Below are 15896 nucleotides of genomic sequence, written 5' to 3' on the forward strand. Positions count from 1 at the left end.
ATTCGGATATTCTGAGAATAATAACGCAGGAGGTAATCGAAATGGCTAGAAAAGTATTAGTATTAGGTGAAGCACGTGATGGGTCTTTACGTAACGTGTCTTTTGAAGCAGTTGCTGCAGCTAAAACGGTAGCTGAAGGCGGAGAAGTAGTAGGAGTTTTAATTGGGGAATCAGTAAGCGCTTTAGGACAAGAGCTTATTCAATATGGTGCTGACCGCGTAGTAGTAGTTGAAGATGCAAAGTTAGGTCAGTATACTTCTGATGGTTACTCACAAGCATTATTAGCGGTAATCGATTCTGAAAGCCCAGAAGGGTTAATCTTAGGACATACTGCACTAGGCAAAGATCTTTCACCTAGAATCGCAGGTAAATTAGGTTCTGGTCTAGTCTCTGATGCTACTGCTGTAGAAGAAGCAGGCGGAAACATCGTGTTTACTCGCCCAATCTACTCTGGTAAAGCATTTGAGAAGAAAGTTATTACGGATGGTCTAATTTTTGCAACAGTTCGTCCTAACAACATTGCGCCTTTAGCGAAAGATGATTCACGTACTGGAGATGTTTCAACTTTATCGGTAGACATTAAAGATTTACGTGCAATCATTAAAGAAGTTGTTAGAAAAGCTAGTGAAGGCGTAGACCTTTCAGAAGCAAAAGTGGTAATCGCTGGTGGGCGTGGTGTTAAGAGCGAAGAAGGTTTCGAACCTTTAAAAGAGCTTGCTCAAGTATTAGGTGGAGCAGTAGGTGCATCTCGTGGAGCTTGTGACGCTGAATACTGTGACTATTCACTTCAAATTGGTCAAACTGGTAAAGTAGTAACTCCTGACCTGTACATTGCATGTGGTATTTCTGGAGCTATTCAGCACTTAGCAGGTATGTCAAACTCTAAAGTAATCGTTGCGATTAACAAAGATCCTGAAGCTAACATCTTCAAGGTAGCAGATTACGGTATCGTGGGAGACTTATTCGAAGTGGTTCCAATGTTAACAGAAGAGTTTAAAAAATTGAAAGTAAATGCATAATAAAAAACGAGCGGGGTCTTCCGCTCGTTTTTACTTGTCTTATTCCTATATTTCTCCCTCATCAATGTGCTAATATCTTGCATAGTTCATATATTTTAGGGAAAATTACGTTCGAAACAAATTATTAGCATGATTTAACAAACGGTGATATACTGACGTTAGAATTTGAGTTTAAAGAGAAGCAAGGGCTTTCATTCGCAACTTAGCCCATGCTGATTAACTTTAGGAGGCAAATAATTATGGCTATTACAAATGCAACTGATCAAAATTTTACTGCTGAAACTAGTTCAGGGTTAGTACTTGCAGACTTTTGGGCACCATGGTGCGGACCTTGTAAAATGATTGCTCCAGTTTTAGAAGAGTTAGATTCTGAAATGGGCGATAAAGTTAAAATCGTTAAAATTGATGTAGATGACAACCAAGAAACTGCAGCTAAATTTGGCGTAATGAGCATCCCAACTCTTCTTGTCATTAAAGATGGAGAAGTTGTTGATAAAGTAGTTGGATTCCAACCAAAAGAAGCATTAGCTGAACGTTTAAATTCACATCTTTAATACAAAGCAAGTTGACTCCTGGCCTGGCTAGGAGTTTTTTTAGTTCAAAAAATCCCCTTCCTACCACTTATAGGTGATTTATCTATCATTAGGAATATTAATATACTTTCAAAAACCCCACATTTTCTTTAAAATAGATAAGTAATTCTAATCTTTTAAAAGGGTCTGGCCCCTTTTTTATATGATAAATTTTTTACGGAGGAGGTGCATTTGCTTTGAACGATACTTTCAAAAATAAACTAGCGCTACTACCAGACCAACCAGGTTGCTACTTAATGAAAGATCGACAAGGTACGATTATCTATGTTGGGAAGGCAAAAGTTCTGAAAAACCGAGTGCGCTCTTATTTTACGGGTTCACATGATGGAAAGACCCAGAGACTCGTTGGGGAAATAGAGGATTTTGAGTATATTGTAACTTCTTCCAATATTGAAGCACTTCTACTTGAGTTAAACCTGATAAAAAAGCATGATCCAAAATACAACGTCATGTTGAAAGATGATAAGACATACCCATTTATAAAGCTAACAGCAGAAAGACATCCTAGACTCATCACAACTCGAAAAGTGAAAAAGGACAAAGGAAAATATTTTGGTCCCTATCCAAATGTTTCAGCTGCGAATGAAACAAAAAAACTTCTAGACAGAATCTACCCTTTAAGAAAGTGTTCAACATTACCTGACCGAGTTTGTCTTTATTACCATTTAGGTCAGTGTTTAGCTCCATGTATAAAAGATGTTCCTGAAAAGACCTATAAAGAAATGGTTGAAGAAATTTCAAGATTCCTAAACGGTGGCTATAAGGAAATAAAAAAAGAATTAACCGTTAAAATGAATGCAGCAGCAGAGGAATTAGACTTCGAAAGAGCAAAGGAGTATCGGGATAAAATTGCTCATATTGAAGCTACAATGGAAAAGCAGAAAATGACGACAACAGATTTTACAGACCGCGATGTTTTCGGATATGCGGTGGACAAGGGTTGGATGTGTGTTCAGGTATTCTTTGTAAGACAAGGAAAGCTTATTGAAAGAGACGTATCAATTTTTCCAATATATAACGAGCCAGATGAAGAGTTTTTAACATTCCTAGGCCAGTTTTATGATCAAACTAGCCATTTCAAACCGAAGGAAATACTTCTTCCAGAAGAGGCAGATGAGGTTCTAGCAGAACAGCTTTTACAGGTAAAAATCCTTAAACCACAGAGGGGACAGAAAAAGGATTTAGTCAAGCTCGCTGAAAAGAATGCTTCTATAGCTTTAACGGAGAAATTCTCGTTGGTCGAACGGGATGAAGAGAGAACGATTAAAGCGGTAGAGCAGCTTGGTACTCAACTAGGAATTTATACACCTCATCGAATTGAAGCATTTGATAATTCGAATATTCAAGGAACGGACCCAGTATCAGCAATGGTAGTTTTTATCGATGGAAAAGCCGCTAAAAAAGAGTATCGCAAATACAAAATAAAATCCGTAAAAGGTCCTGATGACTATGAGTCGATGAGGGAAGTTACTAGACGTCGGTACTCACGGGTTCTAAAGGAAGACTTGCCACTTCCAGATTTAATTATGATAGACGGTGGGAAAGGTCATGTTGAGGCTGTGAGAGATGTACTAGTAAATGAACTAGGTCTTGATATTCCTCTTGCTGGATTAGTAAAAGATGATAAACACCGTACTTCACAATTGTTGTATGGAGAGCCTTTGGAGGTTATTCCTTTAGAAAGGAATAGCCAAGAGTTTTACTTGCTACAAAGGATACAAGAAGAGGTTCACCGTTTTGCGATAACTTTCCATCGACAATTAAGAGGGAAATCTGCCTTCCAATCCATTTTGGATGATGTAGAGGGAATTGGCGAAAAAAGAAAGAAGCAATTGTTAAAGGAATTTGGTTCAGTAAAGAAGATGAAGGAAGCAAGCTTCGAGGATTTTACCAATATCGGTATTCCTAAAAATGTAACAGAAGAATTAATGAAAAAATTACAAGACTAGCTACTCTAAAAATAGTGTGCTATAATGTAAACTAATTTGATATGTCATCACTTTACATTATTAAAGTGAAGGTAGAGGCGCGAGTGCCATTAGTAAAGGCTTGGAGAAGGATGAGTTTCTGAGAAAAGCTTTGAAAGGGGATATTCGCCGAAGTATAGAAAGGCTCATTTCTTTCTGTGCTGGTCCTGCATTAAATAAATGCAGGATTGTCAAGACTTATTGTCTTGGAGAGCTATCTCACTGTGTTTGCGTTGAATGATTTGTATTTTCACGCCCTTTTAAACACAGCAATGAGATAGATCTCATTGCTTTTTTTGTTGTCTAAAGCTATTTTCACAATACTTGCTGTTTTATGAAAAATGATAACTAAACGGAAATTTACAGTAACTAGGGGCATCTTTTCGTTCCAAAAGAGTACCTGTAAGTGAAATTCTTAAGGTTATTAAGGTCATTTTTTTTTAGAAACACAGTAGAGTTAACGAAAAAAAGCCTTGTCAAAAAAAGCGTAAGGGACAAAATAACCTTAAATGAGATCTGCAGAAAGAAGGGGAAAAGTGTGGGATTAATTGTCCAGAAATTTGGTGGAACTTCGGTAGGAAGTGTAGAAAGAATTTTAAATGTGGCTGAACGCGTTATTGAGGAAAAGGAGAGAGGAAATGACGTTGTGGTTGTCGTTTCCGCGATGGGAAAGACAACAGATAAGCTTGTGAGCCTAGCAAAAGATATATCTTCAAATCCCAATAAACGTGAAATGGATATGCTTTTAACAACAGGTGAGCAAATTACCATTTCATTATTAACGATGGCGTTACTCCAAAAAGGTCATGATGCCATTTCCTTTACCGGCTGGCAAGCTGGCATACAAACGGAATCAATCCACGGGAATGCAAGGATATTAAATATAGATTCAACCAGAATAAAGTCAGAACTAGATAATGGAAGAATTGTCGTTGTGGCTGGGTTTCAAGGTATAACCGAGGATGATGCCATTTCAACTTTAGGACGAGGTGGATCGGATACAACTGCCGTTGCCATTGCTGCTACTTTAAAAGCAGATAAGTGCGATATTTATACAGATGTTACAGGAGTTTATACAACAGACCCCCGTTATGTTAAGGATGCTAGGAAGCTTTTAGCTGTATCTTATGATGAAATGCTTGAACTAGCAAACCTAGGTGCAGGAGTTCTTCACCCAAGAGCTGTTGAATTTGCAAAAAATTATTCTGTTCCATTGGAAGTACGTTCAAGCATGGAACGTGAAGTAGGGACAATGATCGAGGAGGAAGTTAGAATGGAACAAAATTTAGTTGTACGTGGTGTTGCTTTTGAGGATGATATTACAAGGGTATCTGTCCTTGGTTTACCTAATTCATTAACAAGTCTGTCTACGATTTTTACTACATTGGCATCAAATCATATCAATGTGGACATTATTATACAGAGTTCCACAAATGAGAATACAACTAATTTATCTTTCTCGATCAAAAGTGATGATTTAAATGAAACCATTAAAGTGTTAGGTGATAATAAATCAAAATTAAATTATATTGGGATTGAATCGGAGTCTGGCTTAGCTAAAGTTTCCATTGTTGGCTCAGGAATGATTTCAAATCCAGGGGTTGCAGCGGAAATGTTTGAGGTATTAGCTGGAAATGATATTCAAGTAAAAATGGTTAGTACGTCTGAAATTAAGGTTTCAACTGTTGTTGAAGAGGGGAATATGATTAGAGCAGTAGAAGCGTTACATCAAGCTTTTCATTTAGCAGGAACTCCTGTTAAAGCCTAGTTAAATTAACAAGATATACTACTATGTTAACAGCAAAAATGTTGTTACTATAATCTAAGAAACAATAAAAAAGCTTTCAGGTGGTATTCCCCTTGAAAGCTTAGCTTTTAAAAATATTCACTTAGTCAACTACATCTTTTTTATCCCATTTTACAGTAAAAATTACTTTTCCTGCACGCTTTTTTGGATGTTCGTATGCTTCTGCAGTAGTTTTCCGTTGGGACTCAATCTGTTGGGCTAGAAATCCTGCCTCAAGCTGAAAAGAGCAATCATCTTTGATCTTGAACCTACGTGTTATTAACTCACTTGAAAGTTCAAATTCTAATTCATTCTTTTTATGCTCGATAAGGCTTAATGTCCCCCAACCTGCTTGTTCAAAGAAGTCCACAACTTGTTCGATGCTATCTAGCGGAAACTTACGAGCTAGCCCTTTTCCTGCCCAATAAAGAATGGCTGGAGTTTCTTTTCCTAATAATTCTGGTAAGAGAATATCTCTTATTAATTCATATCCAAATGCTGAAACAGAAACGATAGGATCTGTAACTTGCTCAATTTGTTTATTGTCACTCATGTTTTCCCCTCTTTCTATTATTCTATTATATACAATTCCAGTGATTTTTAAGCATGAAATCCTAAAAAAAGAGGTCAGGAAGAAATAGTAATAAATGTTATTTTGATATACTCAAAAAATTGTTATTTTCTTTTGCTTTTAAGCAGTATTTACTTTTTTTGTAATATCACAATACCTAAAAAAATTTTTCAATATAAGAGATTTTGTGAATACGTTTTCTTGACGCTCTCTAATGTTGGGAGTAAAATGAACATGTCACATAATTGTAACCAAATGTTAATTAAGTGTTCAAACTGATGGATATTATTGTTTCTCAGTTGGGGATTAAGTGAAACTATACATCCATCACTGTTAAATTTTAAGGGGGGTAAAGTTATGGCAGGGAATCGAGAGTTTGTTTACCGTCGATTACATTCGTTGCTTGGAGTTATACCAGTTGGACTATTCCTAATACAGCATCTTGTAATCAACCATTTTGCTACAAAGGGAGAAGAATCTTTTAACAAAGCTGCACACTTTATGGAAAGTCTACCTTTCCGTTACGCTTTAGAAATAGGTATCATTTTCTTACCTTTATTATTTCATGCAATCTATGGACTTTATATTGCTTTTACTGCTAAAAACAACACTAGTAATTTTGGATTCTTCCGAAACTGGATGTTCCGTCTTCAACGTATCTCAGGTGTTATTACACTAATATTCGTTGTTTGGCACGTTTGGGAGACACGTATTGCTGCTGCGTTTGGAGCTGAAGTAAACTATCAAATGATGGAGAATATTTTAGCTAGTCCATTTATGCTAGGATTCTATATCGTGGGTGTTATCTCTACTATCTTCCACTTTGCTAATGGGTTATGGTCATTTGGAGTTAGCTGGGGACTTACAGTATCACCTAGATCACAATTAATTTCAACTTATGTAACACTAGTGATCTTTATTGCATTATCGTTTGTTGGCCTTCGTGCAATTTTTGCTTTTGTATAAAAATTAAAGCCTAGAGCTTATATATATCATTCATGCTTTTTAAGCAAGCCTAAGATAAACTATTAGATCGGGATTTTATAGACTAACGATTAAGGGAGTGAGTCACGATGGGTAAAGGAAAGGTTATTGTTGTCGGTGGTGGACTAGCTGGATTAATGGCAACAATTAAAGTAGCAGAATCGGGATCTCCGGTAGAACTATTCTCTTTAGTACCGGTAAAACGATCTCACTCTGTTTGTGCCCAAGGTGGTATTAATGGAGCAGTTAACACAAAAGGAGAAGGTGACTCTCCGTGGGAGCACTTTGATGATACAGTGTATGGTGGGGATTTCTTAGCAAACCAACCACCTGTTAAAGCGATGACTGAAGCCGCACCTGGTATTATCCACTTGTTAGACCGTATGGGAGTTATGTTTAACCGTACTCCAGAAGGATTACTAGACTTCCGTCGCTTTGGTGGTACACAGCATCACCGTACGGCGTTCGCAGGTGCTACAACAGGACAACAGCTTCTTTACGCTCTAGATGAGCAAGTTCGCCGTCATGAAGTAGCTGGTTTAGTTACGAAATATGAAGGCTGGGAATTTTTAGGCTCAGTTCTTGATGACGATGGAGTTTGTCGTGGTATTGTTGCTCAAAACTTAACTTCTATGGAAATTAAGTCATTTGCTGCAGACGCAGTTATTATGGCAACTGGTGGCCCTGGGATTATCTTCGGTAAATCAACGAACTCTGTTATTAATACTGGTTCTGCTGCATCTATTGTTTATCAACAAGGTGCATATTATTCAAACGGTGAGTTTATTCAAATTCACCCAACAGCTATTCCTGGAGATGACAAGCTTCGCTTAATGAGTGAATCTGCTCGTGGTGAGGGTGGTCGTGTTTGGACATATAAAGACGGAAAACCATGGTATTTCTTAGAGGAGAAATATCCTGCATACGGAAACCTAGTTCCTCGTGATATTGCAACACGTGAAATTTTCGACGTGTGTGTTAATCAAAAGCTAGGAATTAATGGTGAAAACATGGTTTACCTTGATCTATCTCATAAAGATCCAAAAGAGCTTGATATTAAGCTTGGTGGTATCATTGAGATTTATGAAAAATTCATGGGTGATGACCCACGTAAAGTACCAATGAAGATTTTCCCTGCTGTACACTATTCAATGGGTGGATTATGGGTTGATTATGATCAAATGACAAACATTCCTGGCTTATTTGCCGCTGGAGAGTGTGATTACTCTCAACACGGTGCTAACCGTCTAGGAGCTAACTCATTACTTTCTGCTATTTATGGTGGTATGGTAGCTGGGCCAAAAGCTCTTGAGTATATCAGTGGGCTTGAGAAGAGTGTGGACTCTGTTTCTTCTTCAGTATTCGACCGTTCTGTACAAGAAGAAGAAAACAAGTGGAATAAAGTTATGTCTCTTGATGGAAATGAAAATGCATATGTTCTTCATAAAGAGCTTGGCGAATGGATGACTGACAATGTAACTGTTGTTCGTCATAATGACAAGCTGTTAAAAACTGATGAAAAAATCGTAGAACTTTTAGAGCGCTATGAAAAGATTAACATTAACGATACTGCAAAATGGAGCAACCAAGGAGCAATTTTCACTCGTCAATTACAAAACATGCTTCAATTGGCTCGTGTTATTACACTTGGTGCTTATAACCGTAATGAGAGCCGTGGAGCTCACTATAAGCCAGAATTCCCTGAACGTAACGATGAGGAATTCTTAAAGACTACAATGGCGAAGTTTGTTGATGCAAAATCTGCACCAGCATTCCATTATGAGGAAGTTGATACAGGTCTGATCGCTCCTCGTAAACGTGACTATTCTAAAAAGAAGAAGGGGGATAACTAAGATGTCTGAAAACAAAACAGTTCGCTTTGTCATCACTCGTCAAGATAGTCCTGACGCAACCCCTTATCAGGAAGAATTTGAATTAGATTACCGTCCGAATATGAACGTTATTTCCGCTTTAATGGAAATTCGTCGTAATCCGACAAATTCACAAGGTAAGCAAACAACTCCTATCAACTGGGATATGAACTGTCTTGAGGAAGTATGTGGAGCATGTTCAATGGTGATCAACGGTAAGCCTCGTCAATCTTGTACAGCGCTTGTTGATCAATTAGAGCAACCAATTCGTCTTGAGCCAATGCGTACGTTCCCAGTAGTTCGTGATCTACAGGTTGATCGTAGTCGCATGTTTGACGCTCTTAAGAAAGTTAAGGCTTGGATTCCTATCGATGGAACTTATGATTTAGGTCCTGGACCTCGTATGCCTGAAACTAAGCGTCAATGGGCATATGAGCTTTCAAAATGTATGACATGTGGTGTATGTTTAGAAGCGTGTCCAAATGTTAACAGCAAATCTAACTTTATCGGGCCTCAACCATTATCACAAGTTCGTTTGTTCAATGCTCACCCAACAGGTGCAATGAACAAAGCAGAACGTCTAGAAACGATTATGGGTGATGGTGGACTTGCGAACTGTGGTAACTCACAAAACTGCGTACAGTCTTGTCCAAAAGGCATTCCATTAACAACATCAATTGCTGCATTAAATAGAGATACTACGGTTCAAGCTTTCAGAAGTTTCTTCGGAAGCGACCAAGCGTAATCTTAACCCCCCTTTTCAGTCTGAAAAGGGGGGTTTTATATTTATCAAGATTAATAAATAAGTCAGCCTTTCTATAAACTGTTTTCAAATTATTCAAAAATAATTATAATAGAAGAATGAATAATCATTCAGTACTCTATAATAGGAGGAATTAATGTGAGCAGAATAGGTTATATAGAGGATTTTGCATCATGGCAAGAAGGTTTTGAGTTTTATCATCCTGTAAAAGTTCGTTTTTCTGAAATAGATATGTTTGGTCATTTGAACAATACTGTACCTTTTACATACTATGAAGAAGCGAGAATCCATTTCTTTAATAGCAAAGGTTTAATGCAAGAATGGCTCAAACCAGAAAACGAAAGCATACCGGTTGTGGCAGATTTGCAATGTGACTTTCTAAAACAAGTCTATTTAGACGAAGAACTTAGAATCTATGTTAAAGTGAACAAAATCGGAAATTCATCCATTGATATTCATTATATGGGGCTTAGAAATAATGATAAATCAGATATTTGCTTTGTTGGAAGAGGAACGATCGTCCAAATGTCTAAATTGACAGGAAAAGGGGTTAAGTGGACTGATCGTATGAAAGAGCTATTACATGGACAAAAACAGTCTGTTGGATCAGCTAGTGTATAACACATTAATGGGCAAAACGAACAATAACTTTGATAAAAGCACATTTTAAAATAAATATTTCGCCTTTTAGGAATTGTAGTCACTACAATAGTTTTATTTACATATGATATGGTGACTAAATATATACCCATCCCGCTGTTCATAGCTGGCGAAGGCAAGGAGGGTTACAATACTTGAAGGAGAATGAATATACTCACAAGCCGTTACTCACCAAACGTGAAAGAGAAGTGTTCGAACTGCTAGTCCAAGACAAAACCACTAAAGAGATAGCAGGTGAATTGTTTATTAGCGAAAAGACGGTTCGTAATCATATTTCAAATGCCATGCAAAAGCTTGGTGTTAAGGGGCGTTCACAAGCTGTTGTAGAGCTCCTTCGAATGGGAGAGCTAGAACTTTAATCTAGACCGGCCATCCTACTAAAGGATGCCGGTTTACACTTTTAAAGGCAAATATTGTTCATAACAATATTCCTATTCCTTCTTGAAATTTATGCTGAAAAAGGTGAAAATAGAGCAAAAGGCGAACGCGGAAATTCTTATATTTAATCGAATTCTCTACTCTATTCCAAAATAGGAGCTGTGAATATATGAAACTAGAAGATACACAAGAAAGCGTACAAGATTCGAATGAAATGGAAATTTTTGCTGATATTGAAAAAGATTTACGCTACATAGCAGGAATTATTAAACAAAAGGGAAGAGAAATTTTAAGTAACTATACGATTACTCCACCACAATTCGTTGCACTTCAATGGCTTTTTGAAGGTGGAGACATGACAATAGGGGAACTTTCAAACAAAATGTATTTAGCTTTCAGTACGACTACAGATCTGGTAGATCGAATGGAAAAAAATCAACTTGTGATGAGGGTTAAAGACCCAAATGATCGAAGAGTAGTCAGAATTCATCTTCTTGAAGAGGGTGAACGAGTAATTGAAGAAGTAATTAAAAAGCGTCAACTTTACTTGCAAGAAGTGTTAAAAAACTTTTCGAGTGAAGAAGTTGTTCTCTTGAAGGATAGTTTAGTAAAATTACATCACGAAATGCGAGAAGAATGAGGCGAGTTTTTTGGAACAACCGATAGGAATTATTGATTCTGGTGTGGGAGGATTAACTGTTGCGAAGGAAATAATACGCCAGCTCCCACATGAGAAAATTGTTTACTTAGGTGATACAGCGCGCTGTCCATATGGACCAAGACCTAGTGAAGAAGTTAAAGCGTTTACCTGGCAAATGACTAATTTTTTGCTTGGCAAAGATATAAAAATGCTTGTGATTGCTTGTAATACCGCAACAGCCGTGGTTCTAGAAGACATTCAAAAGAAGCTATCTATACCAGTTATTGGTGTTATATATCCAGGTGCAAGGACTGCAATCAAAGTGACAAAGAATTATAAAATTGGTGTCATTGGCACGGTTGGCACCATTAAAAGTAATGCTTATGAAATTGCATTAAAATCCATAAGCAGTCGTACGAAAGTAAAAAGTTTAGCCTGCCCTAAATTTGTCCCACTAGTAGAAAGTGGGGAGTATGAGAGTTCTGTTGCAAAAAAAGTAGTGGCTGAAACTTTGCGTCCTCTAAGAAACAAAGGGTTAGATACACTTATTTTGGGTTGTACCCATTATCCACTTTTAGAAAACTCTATAAAAAATGTAATGGGAAAAGACGTTACGGTTATTAGCTCAGGAGAAGAAACCGCTAGAGAGGTAAGTACGATCCTGTATTATAATTCTTTATTAGCAAATAGAGCAGAAGAACCCGTTCATGAGTTTTTTACAACGGGGTCAAAAGGAATTTTTTCAAGAATTGCTTCACAGTGGTTAGATGTAGATATTAAAGAGGTTACGACAATAAGACTCGGAAAACACTAGTCTCCAATTTAGGGGGCTTATTTTTTTTGTGTTTAATGGTTTGTCCTTTTTTAAAATGCAAAAAATATAAAAAAAGAGGGAATGTCCAAATTTTTTTTCAGGAGGCGGTCTAATTTTTAAAAAGGCTCGTATACATGTAGTACAAACTGTCTTTGGAGGGATATATATGTCCAAAAATAAAAAAACAACGATCGTATCAGCAGTTATTGTTTCTTCCGTTCTTTTATCCGGGTGTGGTTTATTCGGTGGGGATGGGAAAGAGAAAATTGATCCACCTGTAAGTTACTCTGAGGAAGCTGGTTCAACGGAAGTCGAAGAAACAACTGCAACAGGGGAACAAGTTGAAGGGGAAGAAGCGGTTGAAAGTTCCATTATGACAGAGCTTTATCTAGTTGATAAAAATGGCTACGTCGTACCACAGACTTTTGCGCTACCTAAAACAGATTCAGTTGCAAAACAAGCTTTAGAATTTTTAGTCCAAAATGGACCAGTTACTGAAATGCTGCCAAATGGATTTGCTGCAGTCCTTCCAGCTGATACACAAATGACTGTCGATATTAAAGATAAAACGGCAGTAGTGGACTTTTCGAAAGAGTTTAAAAACTATCAGCCAGAAGACGAGATGAAAATTCTTGAAGCAGTTACTTGGACATTAACTCAATTTGATACAGTAGAAAATGTTAAGCTACAAATGAATGGTCATGAATTAACGGAGATGCCTGTTAATGGGACACCAATCGGTAAAACATTAAGTAGAGCGAATGGCATCAACATGGATACTACTGAAGTAGTGGATATCACGAATACAAAAGGTGTTACCGTTTACTATTTAGGTGGAGATGAAGATTCTTATTACTATGTTCCTGTAACTCGTCGCGTAAGCAATGATGTAGAAAATAATATTGCAGCAGTTGTTGGGGAACTTGTAAAAGGTCCAAGCTACACGTCTAGTCTTCTAACTGACTTTTTACCAGATGTTGCTTTAGTTGAAGAACCAAAAGTGGAAGACGGAAAAGTAACATTAAACTTTAACGAAGCTGTTTATGGCAGCTTTGAGGAAAAAATTATTTCTCAGCATCTTCTAAACTCATTAGTATTGTCCTTAACTGAACAAAAAGGTATTGAAAGTGTGGCTGTAACAGTAAATGGAGAAGCAGAGCTTGTGAACGAAAATGGTGAAAAATTAACAGAGCCTGTTACTCGTCCTGAAAATGTTAATACAGGTAGTTTTTAAAAATTCTTTTTTGATATACTATAATATGTGGACAAAATGAAAGAGGTAGGCTTATGCCACCTCTTCTTTATTGTCATTCTTTAAAGGATTTAAGGTGATGTCTTGTTGATATTTTTTGAAGGAGGAATTTTAATGCGTGCAGATGGACGTAAACCGGTTCAATTGAGACCAATACATATTGATACAGAATATTTGATCCACCCTGAGGGTTCAGTACTAATTACAGTTGGGGATACAAAGGTCATTTGTACAGCAAGTGTTGAAGAAAAAGTTCCACCTTTTATGAGAGGGCAAGGAAAGGGTTGGATTACTGCTGAATATTCAATGCTTCCTCGTGCTACACAGCAACGTAATATAAGGGAATCCGCGAAAGGGAAGATTACTGGACGGACTATGGAAATACAGCGATTAATCGGTCGTGCTCTTCGGGCTGTTGTCGACCTTGAAGCTCTAGGAGAGAGAACGGTTTGGGTTGATTGTGATGTTATTCAAGCGGATGGAGGCACACGTACAGCGTCCATTACAGGGGCGTTCGTTGCCATGACACAAGCTTTAAATAAAGTCTATAAAGAAAAGAATCTTGGATCTTTTCCTGTAACTGACTATCTAGCAGCTACTAGTGTTGGAATACTAGACAATAATGATGTGGTACTAGATTTAAATTACATAGAAGATTCTAAAGCTCAGGTAGATATGAATGTTGTCATGACAGGAAATGGAGAATTCGTAGAACTTCAAGGGACAGGGGAGGAGTCTACATTCTCTTATAATCAACTTCAACAGCTTTTAAAGGCTGCGGAAGAAGGGTTAATGGAACTGTTTGAAATGCAAAAGTCTGTCTTAGGTGAAGAAGTCTCAGAACATATCCAAAAAGTAAGAGAGAAAAAAGAGGAGAAGGCTTGAACATGAAAGAAGTAGTTATTGCTACAAAGAATAGTGGAAAAGCAAAAGAGTTTGAGAGAATGCTTCGACCGCGTGGTTTTGAAGTGAAAACTCTTTTAGATTTTGATGATATTGAGGATGTCGAGGAAACTGGAAAGACATTTGAGGAAAACGCCATTTTAAAAGCTGAAGCTATTTCAAAGTTATTTGGTAAAATAGTCATTGCTGATGATTCAGGACTTGTAGTGGATGCATTAGATGGTAGACCTGGGATCTATTCTGCCCGCTATGCCGGAGAAGCCAAAAATGATGAAGCAAATATAGATAAAGTGCTTGAGGAACTAGTAGGGGTTAATGAAGAGGCAAGAACTGCAAGATTTTGTTGTGCTTTAGCAGTTGCGGTACCCTCACATGAAACAAAAACGGTATTTGGGACTTGTGAAGGAGTTATTTTACAAGAACGAAGAGGTCAGTACGGTTTTGGCTATGACCCCATTTTTTATGTTACTGAAAAAAGAAAGACTATGGCGGAACTAACACCTGAAGAAAAAAACCAAATTAGCCATCGCTCACTAGCTCTAAGAAAGTTGGAAGAAGTATTACCAGATTTATTAGGATAGGGAATTAAGGAACTTAGGACCTGCTACTTAGCGTATTGAAATATGAAAAAGGATGCGAGTGATAATGGCTAAGGTATTAATTGTCAGTGACAGTCATGGATTAACATCGGAGCTTGTAGAGCTGAAAAACAGGCATGAACATGAGGTTGATCTAATGATTCACTGTGGAGACTCTGAATTGGAGGCCACTGACAACGCTATAGAAAATTTTGTAACGGTTAGAGGGAATTGTGACTATGAAATCCGTTATCAGGACGATGTGTTAGAAGAAACTGCAGGAAAGAAGTTCTTTGTTACTCATGGCCACCTATACTCTGTTAAATCATCTCTCATAAGTCTTTTATACCGAGCACAGGAACATCAGGCCAACATAGTATGTTTTGGACATTCACATATTCTCGGGGCTGAAATGGTTCAAGGAATTCTTTTTATTAACCCTGGAAGCCTCAGGTTACCGCGAAGAAGGATGGAAAGGACTTATGTAATCTTAGACATTAAAGAGGAAAATGTATATCTCCATGTATTTGATTTCGATCAAGGAGAGATAATGGAACTTAGAGATACATTTACATTAAACAAGTAAACTTAATCGAAGTGTTTTGAGTTAAAATGGTTAGATTTCACACTTCCATATTTTTAGTAAAAAGTATATAATAGCTCGAGGATAAGGAAATACGTATATGTTGGTAAAATTACTTACCTCGAGCAAAATATTTTTGAATTACTGTTGACTTTCTATTGTTAGTCTAATATAATAAAAAATGTCCTTGAAAGACGTAAACAAATTTGCAAGAAGTTTTATACAATGTCCCAGTAGCTCAGCAGGATAGAGCAACGGCCTTCTAAGCCGTCGGTCGGGAGTTCGAATCTCTCCTGGGACGCCATTTATACACCATTATGTACATATTCCGTTATATAGACGTTTTACGTCAATATAACGGTTTTTTTATGTGGATTTTTAGATGAAAATATAACCTTTATAAATCTGATTCTATAATATTTGTTGGGGTTTAAACACTATTTAGTGCATAAAAAAAGCACGATATCATCCATTCTTATATACTTGAGTTGTCGAGAAACAAGTATAGAGTGGAGATACGTGCATTATGAATTC

At 37.2% G+C, this 15896-nt stretch carries 16 protein-coding genes, 1 tRNA gene and 1 riboswitch; of the genes, 16 read left to right on the plus strand and 1 reads right to left on the minus strand.

Translation table 11 applies throughout. The annotated features are described in order from the left end of the window. The first annotated feature begins 41 nt into the window (after window positions 1-41). The 4 genes from ACFYKX_RS24730 to ACFYKX_RS24745 all read left to right on the plus strand — a co-directional run bounded on the left by ACFYKX_RS24730 (window position 42) and on the right by ACFYKX_RS24745 (window position 5347). A complete protein-coding gene (locus tag ACFYKX_RS24730; protein ID WP_389364606.1) occupies window positions 42-1019 on the plus strand; it encodes an electron transfer flavoprotein subunit alpha/FixB family protein in 978 nt (325 codons plus the stop codon). A gap of 239 nt (window positions 1020-1258) precedes the next feature. Next, window positions 1259-1573 carry a thioredoxin gene (gene trxA, locus ACFYKX_RS24735; protein WP_389364607.1) on the plus strand — a complete coding sequence of 105 codons (315 nt, stop codon included), beginning with the start codon at window positions 1259-1261 and terminating at the stop codon, window positions 1571-1573. 215 nt (window positions 1574-1788) lie between these two features. Further along, window positions 1789-3561, plus strand: a complete 1773-nt coding sequence (gene uvrC, locus ACFYKX_RS24740) for an excinuclease ABC subunit UvrC (RefSeq protein ID WP_389364609.1) — start codon at window positions 1789-1791, stop codon at window positions 3559-3561. Window positions 3562-3625: 64 nt separating this feature from the next. Beyond that, window positions 3626-3804: riboswitch (Lysine riboswitch) on the plus strand. A gap of 313 nt (window positions 3805-4117) precedes the next feature. Then, window positions 4118-5347, plus strand: a complete 1230-nt coding sequence (locus tag ACFYKX_RS24745; RefSeq protein WP_389364610.1) for an aspartate kinase — start codon at window positions 4118-4120, stop codon at window positions 5345-5347. Between the two features lie 121 nt (window positions 5348-5468). Here the strand turns inward: ACFYKX_RS24745 and ACFYKX_RS24750 are convergent, their stop codons facing one another. Further along, complete coding sequence (locus ACFYKX_RS24750) at window positions 5469-5918, minus strand: YslB family protein (protein ID WP_389364612.1); 450 nt, start codon at window positions 5916-5918, stop codon at window positions 5469-5471. 375 nt (window positions 5919-6293) lie between these two features. On the opposite strand from ACFYKX_RS24750, the gene ACFYKX_RS24755 reads away from it, so the two are divergent. The 12 genes from ACFYKX_RS24755 (at window position 6294) to ACFYKX_RS24810 (ending at window position 15666) form a co-directional block, all read left to right on the plus strand. Then, complete coding sequence (locus ACFYKX_RS24755; protein WP_389364614.1) at window positions 6294-6902, plus strand: succinate dehydrogenase cytochrome b558 subunit; 609 nt, start codon at window positions 6294-6296, stop codon at window positions 6900-6902. A 107-nt stretch (window positions 6903-7009) separates the two neighbouring features. Continuing rightward, window positions 7010-8773 carry a succinate dehydrogenase flavoprotein subunit gene (sdhA, locus tag ACFYKX_RS24760; protein ID WP_389364616.1) on the plus strand — a complete coding sequence of 588 codons (1764 nt, stop codon included), beginning with the start codon at window positions 7010-7012 and terminating at the stop codon, window positions 8771-8773. 1 nt (window position 8774) lies between these two features. Next, complete coding sequence (gene sdhB / locus ACFYKX_RS24765; RefSeq protein ID WP_389364617.1) at window positions 8775-9536, plus strand: succinate dehydrogenase iron-sulfur subunit; 762 nt, start codon at window positions 8775-8777, stop codon at window positions 9534-9536. A 156-nt stretch (window positions 9537-9692) separates the two neighbouring features. Continuing rightward, entirely contained in the window at window positions 9693-10175 is a 483-nt protein-coding gene (locus tag ACFYKX_RS24770) for an acyl-CoA thioesterase (protein ID WP_389364619.1), read from the plus strand. Between the two features lie 173 nt (window positions 10176-10348). After that, entirely contained in the window at window positions 10349-10573 is a 225-nt protein-coding gene (gerE, locus tag ACFYKX_RS24775) for a spore germination transcription factor GerE (RefSeq protein ID WP_009796032.1), read from the plus strand. 188 nt (window positions 10574-10761) lie between these two features. Further along, entirely contained in the window at window positions 10762-11232 is a 471-nt protein-coding gene (locus ACFYKX_RS24780) for a MarR family winged helix-turn-helix transcriptional regulator (RefSeq protein ID WP_389364622.1), read from the plus strand. Between the two features lie 10 nt (window positions 11233-11242). Further along, entirely contained in the window at window positions 11243-12046 is an 804-nt protein-coding gene (gene racE / locus ACFYKX_RS24785) for a glutamate racemase (RefSeq protein ID WP_389364624.1), read from the plus strand. 166 nt (window positions 12047-12212) lie between these two features. After that, window positions 12213-13280, plus strand: coding sequence for a GerMN domain-containing protein (locus tag ACFYKX_RS24790; RefSeq protein ID WP_389364626.1), 1068 nt, complete (start codon window positions 12213-12215; stop codon window positions 13278-13280). 132 nt (window positions 13281-13412) lie between these two features. After that, window positions 13413-14183, plus strand: a complete 771-nt coding sequence (gene rph, locus ACFYKX_RS24795) for a ribonuclease PH (protein WP_389364628.1) — start codon at window positions 13413-13415, stop codon at window positions 14181-14183. A 2-nt stretch (window positions 14184-14185) separates the two neighbouring features. Then, entirely contained in the window at window positions 14186-14782 is a 597-nt protein-coding gene (locus ACFYKX_RS24800; RefSeq protein WP_389364630.1) for an XTP/dITP diphosphatase, read from the plus strand. 64 nt (window positions 14783-14846) lie between these two features. Further along, window positions 14847-15365 carry a metallophosphoesterase gene (locus ACFYKX_RS24805; protein ID WP_389364632.1) on the plus strand — a complete coding sequence of 173 codons (519 nt, stop codon included), beginning with the start codon at window positions 14847-14849 and terminating at the stop codon, window positions 15363-15365. A 224-nt stretch (window positions 15366-15589) separates the two neighbouring features. After that, window positions 15590-15666 (plus strand) — tRNA-Arg (locus ACFYKX_RS24810). Window positions 15667-15896 lie beyond the last annotated feature (230 nt).

It is taken from the genome of Cytobacillus spartinae (assembly GCF_042865285.1).
Lineage (GTDB): Bacteria > Bacillota > Bacilli > Bacillales > Cytobacillaceae > Robertmurraya_A > Robertmurraya_A spartinae.